This window comes from Type-F symbiont of Plautia stali (genome assembly GCF_059731105.1).
In genome coordinates this window covers 147,321-163,708 of the sequence record NZ_AP035910.1, presented here as the reverse complement: position 1 = coordinate 163,708, position 16,388 = coordinate 147,321, and the positions used below count along the sequence as shown (strand labels likewise).

Annotated in this window: 18 protein-coding genes and 3 pseudogenes; 5 read left to right on the top strand and 16 right to left on the bottom strand. The window is 53.0% G+C overall.

The features are described 5' to 3' along the window. Nucleotides 1–1,482 (bottom strand): GIY-YIG nuclease family protein, encoded by a 1,482-nt coding sequence (locus tag AC6I7A_RS20265; protein ID WP_082668180.1) that lies wholly within the window; start codon nt 1,480–1,482, stop codon nt 1–3. A 181-nt stretch (nt 1,483–1,663) separates the two neighbouring features. Between AC6I7A_RS20265 and AC6I7A_RS20260 the strand changes: the two are divergent. Next, nucleotides 1,664–1,861 (top strand): annotated as a pseudogene (locus tag AC6I7A_RS20260) (Tn3 family transposase); the annotation flags it as partial. A 9-nt stretch (nt 1,862–1,870) separates the two neighbouring features. Here the strand turns inward: AC6I7A_RS20260 and AC6I7A_RS20255 are convergent. From AC6I7A_RS20255 to copM, 4 genes and pseudogenes are all read right to left on the bottom strand, one after another. Beyond that, nucleotides 1,871–2,101: pseudogene (locus tag AC6I7A_RS20255) on the bottom strand (helix-turn-helix domain-containing protein); the annotation flags it as partial. Between the two features lie 391 nt (nt 2,102–2,492). Further along, nucleotides 2,493–3,023, bottom strand: a complete 531-nt coding sequence (locus AC6I7A_RS20250; RefSeq protein WP_058957132.1) for an anti-virulence regulator CigR family protein — start codon at nt 3,021–3,023, stop codon at nt 2,493–2,495. 288 nt (nt 3,024–3,311) lie between these two features. Further along, nucleotides 3,312–3,662 carry a DUF3147 family protein gene (locus AC6I7A_RS20245; protein ID WP_009092904.1) on the bottom strand — a complete coding sequence of 117 codons (351 nt, stop codon included), beginning with the start codon at nt 3,660–3,662 and terminating at the stop codon, nt 3,312–3,314. Nucleotides 3,663–3,794: 132 nt separating this feature from the next. After that, nucleotides 3,795–4,079 (bottom strand): annotated as a pseudogene (copM, locus tag AC6I7A_RS20240) (CopM family metallochaperone); the annotation flags it as partial. 226 nt (nt 4,080–4,305) lie between these two features. On the opposite strand from copM, the gene AC6I7A_RS20235 reads away from it, so the two are divergent. Next, nucleotides 4,306–4,689: a Rid family hydrolase gene (locus tag AC6I7A_RS20235; RefSeq protein WP_058957130.1), complete on the top strand. Its 384-nt coding sequence runs from the start codon at nt 4,306–4,308 to the stop codon at nt 4,687–4,689. Between the two features lie 13 nt (nt 4,690–4,702). Here the strand turns inward: AC6I7A_RS20235 and AC6I7A_RS20230 are convergent, their stop codons facing one another. Continuing rightward, complete coding sequence (locus tag AC6I7A_RS20230; RefSeq protein WP_058957129.1) at nt 4,703–5,623, bottom strand: AraC family transcriptional regulator; 921 nt, start codon at nt 5,621–5,623, stop codon at nt 4,703–4,705. A 105-nt stretch (nt 5,624–5,728) separates the two neighbouring features. On the opposite strand from AC6I7A_RS20230, the gene AC6I7A_RS20225 reads away from it, so the two are divergent. Further along, the gene (locus AC6I7A_RS20225) at nt 5,729–6,562 is read left to right on the top strand and encodes an oxidoreductase (protein WP_058957155.1); all 834 of its coding nucleotides are present in this window, start codon (nt 5,729–5,731) and stop codon (nt 6,560–6,562) included. Here AC6I7A_RS20225 and AC6I7A_RS20220 read toward each other — a convergent pair. Both AC6I7A_RS20220 and AC6I7A_RS20215 read right to left on the bottom strand, forming a co-directional pair. Beyond that, a complete protein-coding gene (locus AC6I7A_RS20220) occupies nt 6,559–8,037 on the bottom strand; it encodes an MFS transporter (RefSeq protein ID WP_058957128.1) in 1,479 nt (492 codons plus the stop codon). The genes AC6I7A_RS20225 and AC6I7A_RS20220 overlap by 4 nt on opposite strands. Before the next feature lie 97 nt (nt 8,038–8,134). Continuing rightward, the gene (locus tag AC6I7A_RS20215; RefSeq protein WP_058957127.1) at nt 8,135–8,881 is read right to left on the bottom strand and encodes an SDR family NAD(P)-dependent oxidoreductase; all 747 of its coding nucleotides are present in this window, start codon (nt 8,879–8,881) and stop codon (nt 8,135–8,137) included. 124 nt (nt 8,882–9,005) lie between these two features. On the opposite strand from AC6I7A_RS20215, the gene AC6I7A_RS20210 reads away from it, so the two are divergent. Further along, nucleotides 9,006–9,866, top strand: a complete 861-nt coding sequence (locus tag AC6I7A_RS20210; RefSeq protein WP_058957126.1) for a LysR family transcriptional regulator — start codon at nt 9,006–9,008, stop codon at nt 9,864–9,866. 23 nt (nt 9,867–9,889) lie between these two features. Here AC6I7A_RS20210 and AC6I7A_RS20205 read toward each other — a convergent pair whose 3' ends face one another. From AC6I7A_RS20205 to AC6I7A_RS20170, 8 genes are all read right to left on the bottom strand, one after another. Further along, the gene (locus AC6I7A_RS20205; RefSeq protein WP_498004975.1) at nt 9,890–10,507 is read right to left on the bottom strand and encodes a DUF308 domain-containing protein; all 618 of its coding nucleotides are present in this window, start codon (nt 10,505–10,507) and stop codon (nt 9,890–9,892) included. 29 nt (nt 10,508–10,536) lie between these two features. Then, nucleotides 10,537–11,112 (bottom strand): hypothetical protein, encoded by a 576-nt coding sequence (locus AC6I7A_RS20200; RefSeq protein ID WP_153009187.1) that lies wholly within the window; start codon nt 11,110–11,112, stop codon nt 10,537–10,539. Between the two features lie 207 nt (nt 11,113–11,319). Next, nucleotides 11,320–11,910: a TetR/AcrR family transcriptional regulator gene (locus AC6I7A_RS20195; RefSeq protein ID WP_058957124.1), complete on the bottom strand. Its 591-nt coding sequence runs from the start codon at nt 11,908–11,910 to the stop codon at nt 11,320–11,322. Nucleotides 11,911–11,964: 54 nt separating this feature from the next. Further along, nucleotides 11,965–12,546 carry a cytochrome b gene (locus AC6I7A_RS20190; RefSeq protein WP_058957123.1) on the bottom strand — a complete coding sequence of 194 codons (582 nt, stop codon included), beginning with the start codon at nt 12,544–12,546 and terminating at the stop codon, nt 11,965–11,967. Continuing rightward, nucleotides 12,546–13,589: a catalase family peroxidase gene (locus tag AC6I7A_RS20185; RefSeq protein WP_058957122.1), complete on the bottom strand. Its 1,044-nt coding sequence runs from the start codon at nt 13,587–13,589 to the stop codon at nt 12,546–12,548. The genes AC6I7A_RS20190 and AC6I7A_RS20185 overlap by 1 nt, the downstream gene beginning before the upstream one ends. 310 nt (nt 13,590–13,899) lie before the next feature. Continuing rightward, nucleotides 13,900–14,469, bottom strand: a complete 570-nt coding sequence (locus AC6I7A_RS20180) for a DUF4142 domain-containing protein (protein ID WP_058957121.1) — start codon at nt 14,467–14,469, stop codon at nt 13,900–13,902. Nucleotides 14,470–14,562: 93 nt separating this feature from the next. Then, the gene (locus AC6I7A_RS20175; RefSeq protein WP_072215481.1) at nt 14,563–14,748 is read right to left on the bottom strand and encodes a con-10 family general stress protein; all 186 of its coding nucleotides are present in this window, start codon (nt 14,746–14,748) and stop codon (nt 14,563–14,565) included. Nucleotides 14,749–15,348: 600 nt separating this feature from the next. After that, nucleotides 15,349–16,041 (bottom strand): SOS response-associated peptidase family protein, encoded by a 693-nt coding sequence (locus AC6I7A_RS20170; RefSeq protein WP_058957119.1) that lies wholly within the window; start codon nt 16,039–16,041, stop codon nt 15,349–15,351. Nucleotides 16,042–16,176: 135 nt separating this feature from the next. On the opposite strand from AC6I7A_RS20170, the gene AC6I7A_RS20165 reads away from it, so the two are divergent. Beyond that, on the top strand, nt 16,177–16,380 hold the full coding sequence (locus AC6I7A_RS20165; RefSeq protein ID WP_058957118.1) for a hypothetical protein: 204 nt from the start codon (nt 16,177–16,179) through the stop codon (nt 16,378–16,380). Nucleotides 16,381–16,388 lie beyond the last annotated feature (8 nt).

Here is a 16,388-nt window from a genome sequence, read left to right as displayed (position 1 = left end):
TTAGTGCGCTCCCAGCTTTTTAATCTCTTCGGCAAGAGAGAAGCGAGTAAGTCTGATGGCATCATTGTTCAGTTCTACCGTATGCTCTCGAGTTTCACTCATCAGATTCACTGTGCTACCTGCATATTTTTGCAGTTCTGCCACCATACCCACACTGGTTTCATGGTTAGTAATCAACTGCTGAAAAGCCTCCCGTCCTTTTGCGGTATAGGCAGGCTCAGTTGAGAGTATCAGGCTGACGGCTTTAGGGACGATATCGGCTAAAAGGTAACTGCTCAGCCCAAATCCCATCGCGCACAGGGAGGCAGAAATATAAGGGGCAAAGGGAGCCAGTGGAGCAAAAAGAGCCACCATACCGGATTCAATCACCGGTTCAACCGCATCCCAGAACACCAGAGTCCCGCTGGTGATAATGACCTCAGAGACCTTATTGATGGTTTCTTCCCTAGTCATGGTTTTGCTCCCCTTCATCAGCGAGAGTGCCGCCATGCCCAGATCATAGATATTTTTTGCTAACTGATAAATTTTCCCGATTGCCTGAGACAGTGCATTTAACACGAACTCGAATAAACCTCTAAGCAGACTTAATGGGGCTTTTATCAGGTTAACGATAACCTGCCATATTTTATCAAAAAAGCGTTTTAGGCGGATTTTCACCTGCGCTTTCTGGGTGATAAACAGATCAACAACTTCATCCTTCAATGCTTTAATCATCGTGGTACTGAGCGTTTGAAACACATCCCACCCGATATTTTTTAATGCCTCTTTTCCTGCGCCAAAGGCCAGACCTCCCGCTTCGTTTGCCGCATCTTTCATTTTTTTTGCTTCGATATTAGAACGCGTACCCTGTTCTTTGGATAGCTCTTCTTTCTTATTTACCGGAGGTTTCTCGTTTTTTAAAATGTTAGCCTCGACCGCTGCTGCCGTCTCTGCCGAATCCATGACAAGAAATTTGACGGTGCAGCCCTCTTCAAACTCCGCCGACATTTTGTATTTTGTGCCATTCTTTTCGGCATTTTTATTTTCATTCAGATGCCCGGCATGCCACCGTTTCTGTAAATCCTTCGCATCGCCGATATACCGCACTTCACCGACGCTGTCATAAACCACATAGACACCCGGCGAATTCGGCACATCTTTCAGGCCTTCCGGCACACCATTCTTGATCGTGAACTGGCCATCAAACTTCATGGTGGAAATAGAGGAAATGCCATGAGTGAAACTTTTGCTTATCATTTCCTTCCACTGAACACTCCGATTCGCCACGGCAAGCACACTCGCAGACGATGTGGCGTTAAGCGTATCATCCACCGTTGTACTGAGGTTGGGGGCCTTGGCATTCGGTTGAGAATTTCGTTTATTACGGAAACCACCGATCAGTTTTCGTGCAACATTATCTACGGTTTTATCAACAATACTGTTCATCAGAGGTGTCAGGGTATTGAGTTCCGGATATTCCTGAACCATGATAGGTGATGACATAATGATGTATCTCTCTGGCTGTGGTTAAAAGGCCTACTTCCCACTCGAAATGCCACAAAATAACGAAAGCACTGGAATGGCAGGCTCCGAGTGAACGTGTTCAGGTTCGTTACAGGTAATCAATCTGTTGAATTTATTTAGTTAGGGTTGATTCTACGTTGGAATTGTCAGCCATGCATCTATTAAAAGAGCCATTCAGTCATTGAAACGAAAAGGCATGCCGATTAGTAAGCAACTGGTATCTCATCTTTCTCTCCTGGGTTGGGAACACATCGATCTGAGTGGACATTATGTCTGGCGTAATAGTCTTAAGCCGGGGTCCGAAAAATATCGGCCATTAGGCACAGTCGATGCCAAATTGTACAAAAAGAAGTCTTGACGTGGGATATAGAGTCGGGCCAAAGTCAGAATACTTTCCTTTTATAATCTCCAGAGCCTGATCAGCAAAAGCTTTGGGCAACAAACGGTTTCCCGGATTACCACGACTGCGGCTACTAATACTAAGCGGGCCATTTTCACGGTATCGATTAAGTAAACGCCTGCAATGGCGAGGAGTCATACCGAGCAGTTCAGCAGCACGACCAGAGGACATTCTTCGGTCGATGACATCTTGCAATATTTAAATGCGATTAATTTCTTTCAACGTGAATAGTCCTGAGTTTTATGCACTTATGGCCATTTCCTCGATGAGTTCCTTTCTTTTAACTTCACGGAAAAAGAATGATGACAAGAACCCCCACAAAGTCCATGTAGCGCAGACATTAGCATTGAGCCACTACAAAGATGCTTCGCTTCAGGTCGTTATGTTCAATGTGACAGAATTTTCCTGACGACATCATTTATATGTCCGCTTTTCGCTCATAGCGGACATTATCACCGACAACCACTACGCGACTTTTGAACCCCTTCCCAGGTTGACATCAAAAACAACTGCTCACCCGTTTTGCAACCTGACGATGAACCTGGCTGATAAGACTCCGCCAGCGTTGAGCGGAGTCTCTGTTACGGGGTTAATCAAACACACCGTTGATGACGGCGGTCACGATTGCCGTACTCAGGGCAATCAGCACTAAATCGTCGCCCACGGCTCGCCACTCGTAGCCCGGATAGTAAGGCAGATCATTTAGCATGGAAGCGGGCAACGCTTTTTTCGCAATGCCGGGCGGCAACGGTTTACCGCGTGCCACTTTCTTCGCGATGCCCGGCGGCAGGGACTGATAGCCAACCAGGCCATAGTTGACGGCAAGGCTCCTTGCACGAGAGAAGTTGATGTCGGCGTCTACGCGATCGGGTTTCCCGGCATTTTTACGATGTCCATGTTCGTTTTTTGATTTTGCGTTACCCGGCCCTTTATTGCCGTGCGCGCCATTGTTCCCGTGATTCCCGTTACCCTGACCACCGCCGTGACCGTTGCCATTGCCATTGCCATTGCCATTGCCATTGCCATTGCCATTGCCAGGATTTGCATAAACCGGTGCAGCACAGACGGCAAAACCTATAACCAGCGCAACGGCTGCTTTAAGAGTACGTTGCTTAAGCATGATGGAGTTCCTTAATATCGATTGCGTCTCTGAAATATTAGCTAACGCGGCAAAGTTAACAATCTCACGATCTCTCAAAACAGCGTTTCCTGCTTTAAGAAAAAGATTATTTTAATGTTCTGGCAGACAATGAAGAAATGGTGTTTTAACGCAAACTGGCCGCATAAAATAGTCATTCTGATTCTGTCTGAGGATTTAATTCACCGCCACTTCATGGTGACAGATGCCGGTATTAAGGTAGCAAGTGGAATGGCCTTTTTCAGCGCTTATTAATGCATGCAGACTTATTCAGAGAAGAATGATTCCAAATCGCTTCAGTAATATTGCCCAGAGGGCAAAGAGCACGACGGTTATCGCGCAGGCGATGAGCAGTGTCAGCCAGAAGCCAGCACGCGGGTAAATAAAGGGGAACAGGATAAACATCGGCAGTGTCGGCACCACGTACCAGAAGGTATACCAGGCGTGAGCGGCTATTTTTTCCTGTGCCTGCCCTTCCAGCTTCATCCAGATAAGCACCAGCAGGGTCACCAGCGGCAGGGCCGCGAGCAGGCCGCCGAGCCGGTCGCTGCGCTTTGCCACTTCTGAGATCAGTACAACCATAAAGGCCGTTATCGCATATTTTGTCACGAGCCAGATCATCACACTCTCCTGAATCTTAAACCCACAAGTCAGCCCTGCGGGTTTAATAAAGCACCAGCAACGGCAGCAAGCCTCTCTGGCGGTAACGTTGTGAAGATCATCACGTGAATGCGCTTCACGCCATCGCAGCCATTATTTCTGCAGCCATTTTTCCAGCTGTTCGATTTCACCCTTCTGCGCTTTGATAATCTCCTGCGCCATCTTTCTCATTTCAGGATCTTTACCATATTTCAGCTCCGTTTCAGCCATGGCAATCGCTCCTTTGTGATGCTCGGCCATGCCGCTGGCAAAGGCCCTGTCAGGATCCTGCTCTTTCATTGCCGCCATCATGTTGTGATGCATCTTCTGCATGCCCGCCATGTACTCTTTTGATGCGGCGGAGTCAGGCATATCGTGCGTCATTTTCATCTCTGCTTTCTGCGCCATGGCCGTCACCGGCAGAACCACCAGCAGTGATAGCAGGGCCATCTGTGACTTTTTCATGATCTCTTCCTTTTGCGGATTAAGAATTCTGAGTGTAGCTGACGGCAACCTGCATTTGCGCTAACCTGGTGATTAAGCCGGTCTGAGCGGATTTGACCTCTGAGCAGAGATCGGGATGCAGAACAGACCTGAACCATTAAGCTCATCAGCGTGAGAGATCATGAAAAAACCCATCGTCCCTGAAGACTTTAAACACTATTACCATGACTGGCACTTCTCTCCGGTTATCGAATCCGATGGCACATTCTATCTCTCAGGGGTTACCGCTGCGCGTAAGGACAAACCGATAAGCACAGATCCTGGCGAGCAATTTCATGATGCGTTTTATAAGCTGGGCGTCTACCTGAACGCTGCCGGTTTAACCTATGACAACATTGTGGAGATGACCACTTTTCATATCGACCTGAAAAAACATATCGCCGTGTTTTCCAGCGTGAAAGATGCCTATATCAAGGCCCCCTATCCGGCATGGTCTGCGATCGGCGTGTCGGAATTCATTCCGGAGAATGCGCTGGTGGAAATGCGGATTGTGGCCAGAAAATAGTGTCAGCCCGGCGTCAGTGTGAAGAAACGAAAACTGAGGCGTCCTGCGCAGGCGGAACAGCAAAGTGTTTCTGCATGCGTTTGATCTCCTCTGCCGGAGGCAGACCAAACAAGCGTTTAAATTCACGATTGAACTGCGAAGGGCTCTCATAGCCCACGGCGAAGCTGGCCGAGGCCGCGGTCATCTGCTGACGAACCATCAGCATTCGCGCCTGGTGGAGGCGCACCGATTTCACATACTGCATCGGTGGCAAGCGGGTGATCGCTTTAAAATGAAGATGAAAGGTCGGCACGCTCATGCCCGCTTCATGAGCCAGCTCAGTCAGCGTCACGGATTCTGCATAGGTGGCATGGATGCGCTGCAATACTTTTCCTATCCTGCTGAACTGCCCCTGTAACGCCAGCGCGGCTCGCATGGCATTACCCTGCGCACCGGTCAGTACGCGGAAATAGAGCTCCCGCAACCGCGCCTGGCCAAGAATCTCAGCTTCAAGCGGATTGTTCAGGACCTTAAGCAACCCCTCCACAGCTGACCTCACCGGCTCATCCATCGGGCTGGAGATCATACTCTGTGGCGCGGTCGCAGGGTGCAGCGCCTCATGCTGATTGATCTGCAACATAAGCTCAGCGGCCAGCTGAAAATCCAGATGCAGATATATGGCCAGCAGGGGATGCGCTGCTGACGCGTCGGTTTCCATCGTAAACGGAACCGGCACGGACACCGCCAGATAGTGCTGTTCATCATAGATGTAAGTCTGCTGGCCAAAATAACCGCGCTTGCTGCCCTGACAGACAATCACGATCCCGGGATCATACAGCACCGGCGTTCTGGCCAGCGGGCGATCGGACCGCAAAATGCGCACACCCGATAACGCGGTCAGGTTGTAGCCCTCCTGCGGGGCAAGAGCTTTTATCAGGGTGATCATGTCGGACATCGCTGCACCTCATAAGATCAGGCAAGAAAACGAGAAGAAAGGGCCTGAAAATCCGGCTCCACAGAGAATACCATGCAATTCCGACAATTCATGGAGGTTCTGATTATGACAACGGCAAAAACAATCTTAATCACAGGTGTCAGCAGCGGGTTTGGTCTTGCTCTGGCACAGGAGGCACTCAGGGCCGGGCATCGGGTCATCGGCACGGTGCGTAACCGTGCCGCGCTGGAGGCATTTGAGGCGCTGGATCCTGCGCGTGCGGCAGGCCGTCTGCTGGATGTGACAGAGGCTGAGCGTATTGATGAGGTGGTCAGGGAGATTGAATCTGCCCTCGGTGAAGTTGATGTGCTGGTAAACAACGCAGGTTACGGCCACGAAGGCATCATGGAGGAGTCTTCTCTGGAAGAGATGCGCCGCCAGTTTGACGTTAATGTCTTTGGCGCGGTCGCGATGATCAAGGCTCTGCTGCCGGGCATGCGTCAGCGCCGTCGCGGCCATATCATTAACATCACCTCGATGGGCGGTTTTATCACCCTGCCCGGCATCAGCTACTACTGCGGCAGCAAGTTTGCATTAGAGGGCATTTCAGAAACCTTAGGCAAGGAACTGGCACCCTTTAATATCGCGGTTACCGCTGTGGCCCCCGGCTCATTCCGCACAGACTGGGCGGGGCGTTCGATGGTAAGAAGCGCGCGCACGATCCCGGACTATGACGCATTATTCGACCCCATCCGTCAGGCCCGGGAAGAAAAGAGCGGAAAGCAACGCGGCAACCCCGCAAAGGCTGCCCGGGCCATACTGGCGCTGATTGAAAGCCACAATCCACCCGCTCATCTGTTGCTGGGCAGTGATGCCCTGGACTTAGTGCGCCAGAAGCTGACGGCACTCAGTGAGGAGATCGACCGCTGGGAAACGGTTACGCGCTCGACGGATGACTAACCGGTTCCGCGACGGCGGGATGAAAGGGAAACGCTGGCTGAGACGTCCGTGCGCCCGGAGGTGCGGCGGATTAAGCGGATACTCAGCCCTGCCCCCACTGCCAGGCATCCGGCCATCGTCAAAAGCGCAACGATAAACGCCTGCGAAATCCCGGCTGCACTTTTATCACTGCCGAGCAGGCTGTAGAAAAGTCCGCCGATGACGGCCACGCTGAGCGCCGTGCTGATTTGTAACGCGGCGCTGGTGACGCCCGCAATCATCCCTGAAAACGGCGCCGCAACCTGGCCTGTCACCATCCGCACCAGCGTTGGCATGGCCAGCCCCTGACCCAGCCCCGTCAGAAAAAGGAGCGCCGCGAGCGGCAGCATGGCGGGAGAGTGGCCTGTCTGCGTCGTGGCGATCAGCCATGCCAGCCCCGCCAGTCCCGCGGTCTCGCATCCCATCCCGATGGCGCTGAGCAGGTTGCCGACAAAGCGTCTCAGGTAAGGGGTGAGCAATGGCCCGATCAGAAATCCCAGACCAAAGGGCAGAAAAAGCGTGCCTGCTGTCAGCGCGTTCAGGTGCAGCGCGCCCTGCAGATAAACTGAAAACAACAGAAAGAAGGTCCCAATCGAATAGAACAGCAGAACGATGACCAGTCCCTGCCCCAGGCCCGGCGCGCGCAGCACAGTCGGATTCAGCAGTGGCGTTCCGCCCTTCAGGCTGAGGCGATGCTCATAACGCCATAATGCTGAGGCCAGCAGCGGGACCGTCACAAAGAGCAGCCACGTCCACCAGGGCCACCCTGCCTCCCGGCCTTCAATCAGCGGAACAATCAGCGCACTCAGCGTCAGCGTTGCCAGCAGTGTGCCAACAGGATCGAGTCGCTGAGCGGAGGGTGCCCGCGTATCCTTCAGCAGCGGCAGGCCAAAAAGAACAACCAGTAACGCTACCGGCAGGTTAACCAGAAAAATTGCCCGCCATCCGAGATGAAACAGATCGGCCTGAATCAGAATGCCCCCCAGCACCTGCCCGATAACAGAAGCCAGCCCAAACACGGCACCATAAATACTCAGCGCCAGCGGTCTCTCCGCTTCAGGAAAAATAGCCTGAACGGAAGCCAGCGCCTGCGGGGCCATAATGGCGGCTGTCACCCCCTGCATTAGGCGTCCGGCAATCAGAACCCAGGGTGACCAGGCAAAACCACACAGCACAGAGGCAGCGGCAAAACCGATCAGCCCCAGAAAGAACATCTTTCCACGACCATAAATATCACCCAGACGCCCTCCGGTAATCAGCGTCACCGCATACACCGCGGCATAGGAGGAGATCACCAGCTGCTCCGCCGAGGATGACGTACCCAGTTCATGCTGAATCGCGGGCAGTGCCACGTTGACGATAAAGAAATCGAGCGGCGGCAGGAAAGCGCCGACAAGTAAAATGATAAACATGGCCCAGCGACGTGGCTCGGCCTGCGGGATGTGATGTATGGACATTAATCACTCCTTAGAAAATGGAAACGTCCCCCGTCAGGGACATGAAGCAAGGGATCGGAAGGGGCGTGTCGCCTCTGTCAGCCCAGCGGCGCGACAATCAGCGCATACCGCCGGAGGCCAGTATCACTTCACCGTTTATCCAGCCCGCTTCCTCTGAAGCGAGAAAAGAGACGATCGGTGCAACATCGTCCACCTGACCGATACGGCCGAGCGGCGTCTGCGCTTCATTCCACGTCTGAAACGCTGAATTCATTGCGCCAGCGCTGTGACTTCCTTCTGTTTCGATCAGACCGGGATTGACCGCATTTACCCGGATGCCGCGCGGGCCGAGCTCTTTTGAAAGAACCCCTGTGATGGCATCTATCGCGCCTTTAGCCCCGCTGTAGATGGCGCTTTCGGCGATGAAGACGCGGGTGACAAACGAACTGATGTTGATGATGCTGCCTCCCCTTCCCATGTAAGGGACGGCCGCCGCGGTGACTAACAACGGCCCCAGAACATTGATGTCGAACTGGCGGCGATAGAGCGCTTCGGTGCTCTCCTCAATGGCAGCGAACTGATAAACACCGGCGTTGTTCACCACAATATCCAGCTGTCCGTAATGCGCGAGCGTGGTGCTGACCAGAGCTTCAACGCCGGCCTGGCTGGTGACATCGGCCGCCACAGCCAGCGCCTCACCCGCGGCCGCGTCGATAGCGGCCACCACCTGCTCAGCCCCCTCTCTGTCTGAGAGGTAACTGACAACCACTTTCGCCCCCTCGGCGGCCAGCTGACGGGCTATTGCGGCTCCGATACCTTTTGAACCACCGGTAACAAGAGCGACTTTGTCTTTTAATCTCTTCATAGTTAGCTTCCTGATAAAGACGCCTGCGGCGACCCGATAAAAGCTATGTTGATACCTTCAAAGTTGTTTGAGAACTGACACTTTTGTATATTCGATGTTCATTTTTGTACGGAGGGGCGCGGCTGTGGAGTGGAGTGATGTTCAGGTATTTCTAGCCGTCATGCGTAACGGCTCTTACGGGAAAGCGGCCCTGAGTCTGGGCGTGAGTCATCCGACGGTAGGACGCCGCATAAAGGCCCTGGAGGATGAGGCGCAGCAGGCACTGTTTCGCCGGACACAGGATGGCCTGGTGCTGACCGATGCCGGTGACGGCGTGATGAAACTGGCCGAAGCGATGGAAAATTCGGCGCTGGCGATGGAGCGACGCCTGGCCGGAAATCATGAACGCCTTGAAGGGATTTTACGTATCTCAGCGGCAGAGTGGTTTACTAACTACGTGCTGGCACCGGTTCTGAGCGAACTGACGCGCCGTCATCCGGCGATCGTGCCGGAGGTGATCGCCAGCTTTCGCCTGCTCGATCTGTCGCGCCGCGATGCCGACGTCGCATTTCGAATTGTGCCTTTTACCGATCCCGACATCGTTCAGCGACGTCTGATGAGCGTGCCTTATGCCCTTTACGGGACGCCAGAGAAGGCGGAGGCGCTGTTAAGCGCCCCCTCTTCGGTGGGGCTGATCCTGATGAACAGCGCACAGTCACACTTTCCTGACGTTTCCTGGCTTCTGGAACGGTTTCCGCAGTCGGCCCCGGCATTCAAAAGCACCAGCCGGGCTGTTCAGGCACAGATGTGCCTGCGCGGGATGGGCGTCGCCGTGCTGCCACAGCCACTGGGGGACGCCACGCCTGGCCTGCAGCGCATAGCCACGCCAGATATGCCGCCTTCAAGGGATATCTGGGCAGGCTATCATCAGGACCTCCGTCATATGGACCGGCTGCGTGCCCTGCTTGATCTTGCAGAAACGATGCTGGCCCCGAAACCCGACTGACAGCGCATGACGGCGTCAGGTGTTTACACCGTCACTTTACGCCTGCGACCATTTTTAAGGGTCAGCGTGATGGCGGAAATCAGGAAATAGAAGACGCCAAACGCCGCGTAGGGGGCAACCGTGGTGACATCCAGATGCATATCACTGCTCGCCTGCCTGAACATAAAAATGCCCGCCAGCGCAGATTGCGCACCACTTAAAATCATCGCCCACTGCCCATTGGAAGAGTTCCAGCGGCGGAGGGACGCCGAAAGCTGAAGCAGGCCCGAAAATATTGCCCAGATACCAAAGACTTTAATGGTCGCATTTATGCTGACGGAGAGTGACCAGATAATCGCCGCCGCGACAATCAGGCTCACAATCAGGTTAAATTTCTGCGGTGGATTTACCGCTAATCCGCCTGACTTACTGGCATCTAAATAATTTGCCAGGGCATCCCAGGCCGGATAGAGAATAAAGAGAACGGCTCCGATGCCGGGATGATTTTTACCAATCAACACCGCGAGTAAAATCCAGATAACAGATGCGGTCGCACGGATATAGTAATAAGACTGAAGCCATTGGTTCTGGGCGTGCGTAATAGATGGTTGAGGGGTCTGCATAATAACTCTCCGGTTTGATATGAAGGTAAATACTTTCACAGGCGCTGACTGACTCAGAGCCAGGCGTTTCAGTGAGACGGGGCAATATCATTCAGGTCGTTTTCGCTAATTTCTCTCCGGCGATAACCGGCTTTGTTTATCAGACGAACACTGCTTATTCGCAAAGGCCCTCCTCTGGTAATCAAAGCAGGGAACCGGACGATCTCAGGCGCAGTCCAGATAACAATCGGCGTTAACGGGCTCACACTCCCTGGCGGATAAAGTGGCGGGCAGACAAACGGCACGTCCGGGATTAGTGAATAAACGTCAGCGTCACATCTCAACGCGAGTTCATTTTTATTCATCAGCTGGCACGGCAATGAAGCAGATTCACGATGCTCATCCGCATGACAGACGGCCTCTGAGACTCGCTTTCTGTCCGCCAGCAGTTGCGCAAGAAGGGCATCAATGTGCGTACGCTGAGGAGTGGCAGCGATTGCTATCTTTTGCCCGGCGGGCAGCGGGACCTTTTGAGCCAGTGAAAGCCGGACCTGATTCTGCAACTGCGTCTGAAAACCGGCTGCAATGGAGTCAGGCTGGTTACTCATTCTAAAACAGAATGAAGAGAGAACAGGTAATGATGGCAGAGCACGAACTGTCGTCATAAATAACTTCCTCGTGTTTGCTGAGACAAAAGCGAACTGATCCGCCAGCGGATGCATGGCAGAGATTCCGGATAATGTAATTACCGGGGATAATTAACCGTTCTTCCGGATGGCCCGCAATAAAATTCAGCAGCAGCGCGCTGAATTTAATTGAAAGCTGGAAAATAGTAACAGGTGCCGCAAAAGCGGCTATTTACCCGGACTCGCTTAGTGATTTTTCAGTAATCGTTTTATTACCGGTTCGACAATTTGCAAAAATATATCGGGCTTATTAAAAGCGCGTGCAGCAATAATCGCACCATGTACCGTCGCCATAACCGATTTCGCTTCTGCTGCTGCACTTTCCTGCAGGCAAAACACGTGGCTCTTATTTCCCCTGTCGAGCACGGCGGTCAGCCATTCCGTGAGATCGCTGAAATGTCCGGTCACTTCCTGAGCGACCTCTTCAGGTAAAACCGGTAACTCCACAGCCAGCATCACACAGATACAGAAAGGCGAGTTGTTCTCTTTTATGCAGGTGGCCCAGAAGTTCACATAGCTGTTAATTTCCCCCAGGGCGTCTCCGGCGAAGTGCTGACTGATTGCCGACATGCCTGTCTGTGCCTGCTGACGATAATCACTCACCACCGCCTGCACCAGATCCGCTTTGGCGGGGAAATGGTGATGAATACTGGATTTGCGGATTTTTACCCGCTCAGCCAGGTCGGCATAGCTGAAGCTGTTATATCCGCCGGAGGTGAGCAGCATTCGGGTATGGTGCATTATCTCTTCGGCTTTCTGTGAACGTTCGGTACTCATGCATGCTCCGGCAGTTGAGATCAATTAACGGCAAATCGGTAAACGGCCCTGAACCTACTGACCGCCATGCGGGTTGTCAAGCGAGCCTGGCGCGCCTCCTTTACGCTTACTCAGGCCAGCCATACTGCTGAACACCCCATCACGGAGTATCAACCCATGGAACAGGGCTGCGGCAAGATGCAACATCACCGTCAGGAAAAGGGCCAAAGCAACCCAGCTGTGAAGTGGCCGCAGCAGAGCATAGGCGTCGTTGCTGACAGGAAAAATGGCCGGCAGCACCCGGTCACCCAGGGTAATGGGATAACCAGCGGCCGACTGCATCGCCCAGCCGATGAGTGGCTGAGCCAGCATCATGGCATACAGCGCCCAGTGGGACAGATGCGCTAACCCCTTCTGCCAGCCCGGTAGCGTGGCTGGCAGCGCAGGTTTGGCGGTGGTGAAGCGCAGCCAGAGCCGCACAATCACCAGTAACAGAATCATCAGACCCAGCGGTTTATGTATGGCCACCAGCAGGCTGTGCCATGACGACACCGTGGAGACCATGGCGACACCCATAAACAGCATTGCCATGATGGCCGCGGCCATCAGCCAGTGAATGATGCGCAGTGCCGGGTGAAAAGTGTTTTTCTGTTTCATCAGTGAGCCCAGGCCTGTTCGTGGGTGCGAGCATTATAAGATTTGGCATACGCAGATGAACGCGCATTCAGAAGCGGGTCATCCGAGGCTGCAATGCCATCCGGTAAAATCAGCGGATCGTAATTGATGTCGTTACACGCGCCATCCTGCTGAGCCGTCATCGTATGGATGGTGAGGGTTCCGGCAGTGATCTTCCTGCGGTCGTCTGGCCACGCCACCGACGCATCATTGCCTTTATCCCCTGCATCCGCCTCGGTGATGATCAGGTCCCACTGCTGCGGCCCCTGTGCCAGTCGCTGCTGCAAATCGTTCCGTAAGAAGTCAGCGTCCCCCTTCTCTTTTACCGCTATTGGCTGATAGTCAGCGTGCGGCACCATACTCCAGCGCACCAGATGGGAATGGCCTGCGGCATCGATAAAATTAAAAGCGTTCAGGCTGTTAAAGCGATCGCTAATCCAGCTGGAAGAAGGCACTGCCTGCTTTGCCCAGCCAAAAAAGCGTTTGATCTCCGGGTGCTGCTGCACAAAAGCCTGAACTTTAGCGGGATCGGGTTTACCCGTTCGGGCATCCGGCAGCGTCGCGACCTGCAGATCGTAAAAACCCTCTACGCTCTGGACCGGAAAGAACGGCATCGCATTCATGCCGGTTCGCCACTGTTCACCATTTTTCTGATAAAAGGCCAGCGCCATGCTGCGCACCGGCACCGTATAGTCAGGCGCATGGGGATTGCCGCCTGCAATCGCCAGACGACCCACCACAGGCGTCACCCCTGGCGCGAAGAGCGCGGCGCGCGACAGGGCACTGGCGTTACCGTTTGACGAAAAGTCGCCCAGAATACAGACGCCTTTAGCATGATTGCGGCGAAAGCCTGGATGCCTGCCGCCCGACTTTTCTAAAGCCGTGACCAGCTTATCCGATGTCAGCCGCGACCTGTCCAGCCAGCCACCCGCCCACAGTAAGAGCGCAATCAACAGTAACGGTATGACAGCGATTATCGCCAGACGCGCTAATTTCTGACGGTCAGAAAGAGAAGATTTATTCATTAACGTACTCAACATTGCAGAAATTAACGTCAACGCTCATCCGCGCGTCATCCTTCACGTTTTGCCTCTGACAGAACGATGAACCCGTTAATCGCGCCGGGCCTGCAATGAATCTACTAGTAGGTAGGCTGAGGTGTCAAACGACTTTGCGTCTTTCTTTTAATCATCTGTGCTTCAGAGAGGAAGCTGGATGAGGGGCGTATCAGGAGTTACAGACAGCGTCTTGTCCGGCCGGTACATCGCGACAAATGGCGTCCTTCCGGACGCCCTGCCCACCCGGCACGCTGTTTATTCAATAACCCTGAACCGGTTACTGCGACATCTGTTGGGCAGATTTCAGATGCTGCTCGACAACCGGGGTATGCGCGTCGGCCAGCGCTTTTACATCCGGATCTTTTATCGTCTTAGCATCACTTTCCAGCGTTGACAGCACCATTTTATGGTCTTTCAGGCCGGCATTTTCCATATACATTTTGTCAAATGCCCCGCCGCTCTGCTTTTCCAGTTCCAGGGCCATCGCCTTATGGGTGGCATCCGGCTCAGTGGGTAGCGCGACCCCTTTTTGCTGAGCGACCGTCTGCACTTTGGTCAGGGCCGCGCCGTGATCGGCAACCATCTTCTGAGCGAAGGCCTTAACGTCAGCGCTTTGCGACTTACTGAGCGCGATTTTTGCGGCGGCAATTTCATTGATATTGGCCTGCGCCATCTCTTTAACCGCTTTCTGGTCGCCTGCGCTGAGTTTTCCGTTCGATGCGGAGGAGGAGGGATTACCGCTTTGCGGAGTGTTCGTCTGCGTCTGAGCCTGCACGCTGGCACTGCAGAACAGGGTCACCACTGCTGAGACAGCCAGCAGCCCTTTCACCGTTTTTGTGTATTGCATTGTGTACTCCTGAATAGGACGGGAGAAAATGAACTCTGCACGGCACAAAGTTCCGGACAAAATAGATTTGAATACCGTGCAGCAACAGCGGAGTCAGGCACGGGTTTCCTGAGTTTTACCGCGACGGCTCACTGAACCCCCTTTACGTCCCGCTTCAACAGCCCGTTCAGGGTTATTTTTAAAATTTCCACTACTGGCTTTTCCGCCAATCCGTCCCGCTTCTGAAGCCCGCTGGGGATTTTCTGCGAAATTACCCGATCCGCCTCTGTGCTTGTTCATATGTTTTCTCACTTTAAATGTTAAGGACTTAACAAGCGTGGTTTGAATGGTGTTTAAACACAACTTTTTATTATTAATTTCTTCAGGAAATAATCGCGCTGATTATTCCCGTTTCGATTAAGAATAAATATATAGTCTTTATAAGCAATAGCTTCACCCTGATATCTGTACCAAGTCGAAATTTACTGTATAGTTTATCTATTAAGCTTTTAAGACGATTCTTAGCCGCAACCCGGACAGAGATAACCTGCTGCCTGATCAGCATGTTAAATAATCTTAGGAGCCTGATGCCACCCTAAAATCAGCAGAACTGGCGCTAAAAGAAGAAAATCACAGGCTGCTTTTCAGAATTAAAGCGTAAGCGGCAAAAAAATAAAAAGCAGGAATGAGACAACATCGTGAGGCTGGAATTTTCAGTAAATGTTTCCTGTTTCCGGGCCAGCAGTTGTGATGAATAGCAGATAAATGAACTGCGCCAGCAAAGTACCGCTTCCCTTAAAATGCGGCAATCTGTCAGAGGATCAAGAGCAATCCCGAATCGATGAAAATACATTTTACTGAATTTCTGCCAGCGGCGCGGGACGCAATCCGGAAAACAATTCAGTCTGCGTTTCCAGCTGAGTCAGGTTCAATGGCCTCAATAAGGGATTTACCCTGATTATGAATATTGCCGACTTTGCGGGTAACAGGATGCCAGGTAAAGGCCGTCTCAGGTAAGGCTGCGTCACGTGCGATCTCCTGCGCACGTTCTGGCGTGGTTTCTGCACTCAGCCATTCGCGTACTGCATCGGCACGCAAAACCAGCGGGCGACGGTCATGAATATCGACCATGCCTTGATTGCTCGCGGCCGTTACGATGACAAACCCCTCGCGCCCGTGATCCCTGCCGTAAGGCGCCCTGCCAATCGCAGCAAAGAACAGAGGCTCCTGCTTTTTGTGGCAGATAAAATAGGGCTGTTTTGCTTTGCCGTCCCGCTTCCACTCAAACCAGCCATCTGCCGGAACAATGGCGCGTCCATGCTCCCAGAGAGGTTTAAACATACGCCCTGTGGCAGCCGTCTCACCGCGAGCGTTAATGAGTGGCTGCTTGTGCCACCACTCCGGACCATAACCCCAGTTGACCGGGTCAAAGTGGATCGCCTCCTCCCGCTCATTGAGCAGCAGGACGTTTGTTCCAGGCGCGACGTTGTAGCGCCCTATCGGTTCCGGATCGTAAATGACCTCATCGGGCGTCAGCCCCAGTGCGTCAAAGTATTCATCTCTGCTGCTGTACTGCGCAAACCGTCCACACATAGTCACCTCCTCTGCAAAGGATAGTGTGTTACGGGCAGGCCGCTCAGGCTATTTTCAGGATGCGCTACTCTTATTCTGGTCAGCGTCAGCGAATACTGAGGTCACGACGCAGCTCATCAGAAAGAGGACGCGAAAATGAAAATTACGGTGGTTTTTGAAGATACAGGTGTGGAAGAAGAGCATGACTTTAACGCGAAACCCCGCGCAGGCGATTTAATTACTTTGCCGCGCGACGGAAAAGGAGAGGATTTTATCGTGCTGATTGAGCCCGATCCTGATCACACGCATGACGATGGCCGCGACGGACATCCCACTAAGGCCAGGGTCCGGCCTGCGTAGTGCCCCAT

Bases quoted from the DNA above. Each gene is read 5' to 3' on its own strand.
- AC6I7A_RS20190 (WP_058957123.1), bottom strand. From the start codon at position 12,546: ATGAAACAGAAAAACACTTTTCACCCGGCACTGCGCATCATTCACTGG.
- AC6I7A_RS20185 (WP_058957122.1), bottom strand. From the start codon at position 13,589: ATGAATAAATCTTCTCTTTCTGACCGTCAGAAATTAGCGCGTCTGGCG.
- AC6I7A_RS20175 (WP_072215481.1), bottom strand. From the start codon at position 14,748: ATGAACAAGCACAGAGGCGGATCGGGTAATTTCGCAGAAAATCCCCAG.
- AC6I7A_RS20225 (WP_058957155.1), top strand. From the start codon at position 5,729: ATGACAACGGCAAAAACAATCTTAATCACAGGTGTCAGCAGCGGGTTT.
- AC6I7A_RS20265 (WP_082668180.1), bottom strand. From the start codon at position 1,482: ATGTCATCACCTATCATGGTTCAGGAATATCCGGAACTCAATACCCTG.
- AC6I7A_RS20215 (WP_058957127.1), bottom strand. From the start codon at position 8,881: ATGAAGAGATTAAAAGACAAAGTCGCTCTTGTTACCGGTGGTTCAAAA.
- AC6I7A_RS20195 (WP_058957124.1), bottom strand. From the start codon at position 11,910: ATGAGTACCGAACGTTCACAGAAAGCCGAAGAGATAATGCACCATACC.
- AC6I7A_RS20200 (WP_153009187.1), bottom strand. From the start codon at position 11,112: ATGACGACAGTTCGTGCTCTGCCATCATTACCTGTTCTCTCTTCATTC.
- AC6I7A_RS20230 (WP_058957129.1), bottom strand. From the start codon at position 5,623: ATGTCCGACATGATCACCCTGATAAAAGCTCTTGCCCCGCAGGAGGGC.
- AC6I7A_RS20180 (WP_058957121.1), bottom strand. From the start codon at position 14,469: ATGCAATACACAAAAACGGTGAAAGGGCTGCTGGCTGTCTCAGCAGTG.
- AC6I7A_RS20220 (WP_058957128.1), bottom strand. From the start codon at position 8,037: ATGTCCATACATCACATCCCGCAGGCCGAGCCACGTCGCTGGGCCATG.
- AC6I7A_RS20170 (WP_058957119.1), bottom strand. From the start codon at position 16,041: ATGTGTGGACGGTTTGCGCAGTACAGCAGCAGAGATGAATACTTTGAC.
- AC6I7A_RS20245 (WP_009092904.1), bottom strand. From the start codon at position 3,662: ATGATCTGGCTCGTGACAAAATATGCGATAACGGCCTTTATGGTTGTA.
- AC6I7A_RS20250 (WP_058957132.1), bottom strand. From the start codon at position 3,023: ATGCTTAAGCAACGTACTCTTAAAGCAGCCGTTGCGCTGGTTATAGGT.
- AC6I7A_RS20235 (WP_058957130.1), top strand. From the start codon at position 4,306: ATGAAAAAACCCATCGTCCCTGAAGACTTTAAACACTATTACCATGAC.
- AC6I7A_RS20165 (WP_058957118.1), top strand. From the start codon at position 16,177: ATGAAAATTACGGTGGTTTTTGAAGATACAGGTGTGGAAGAAGAGCAT.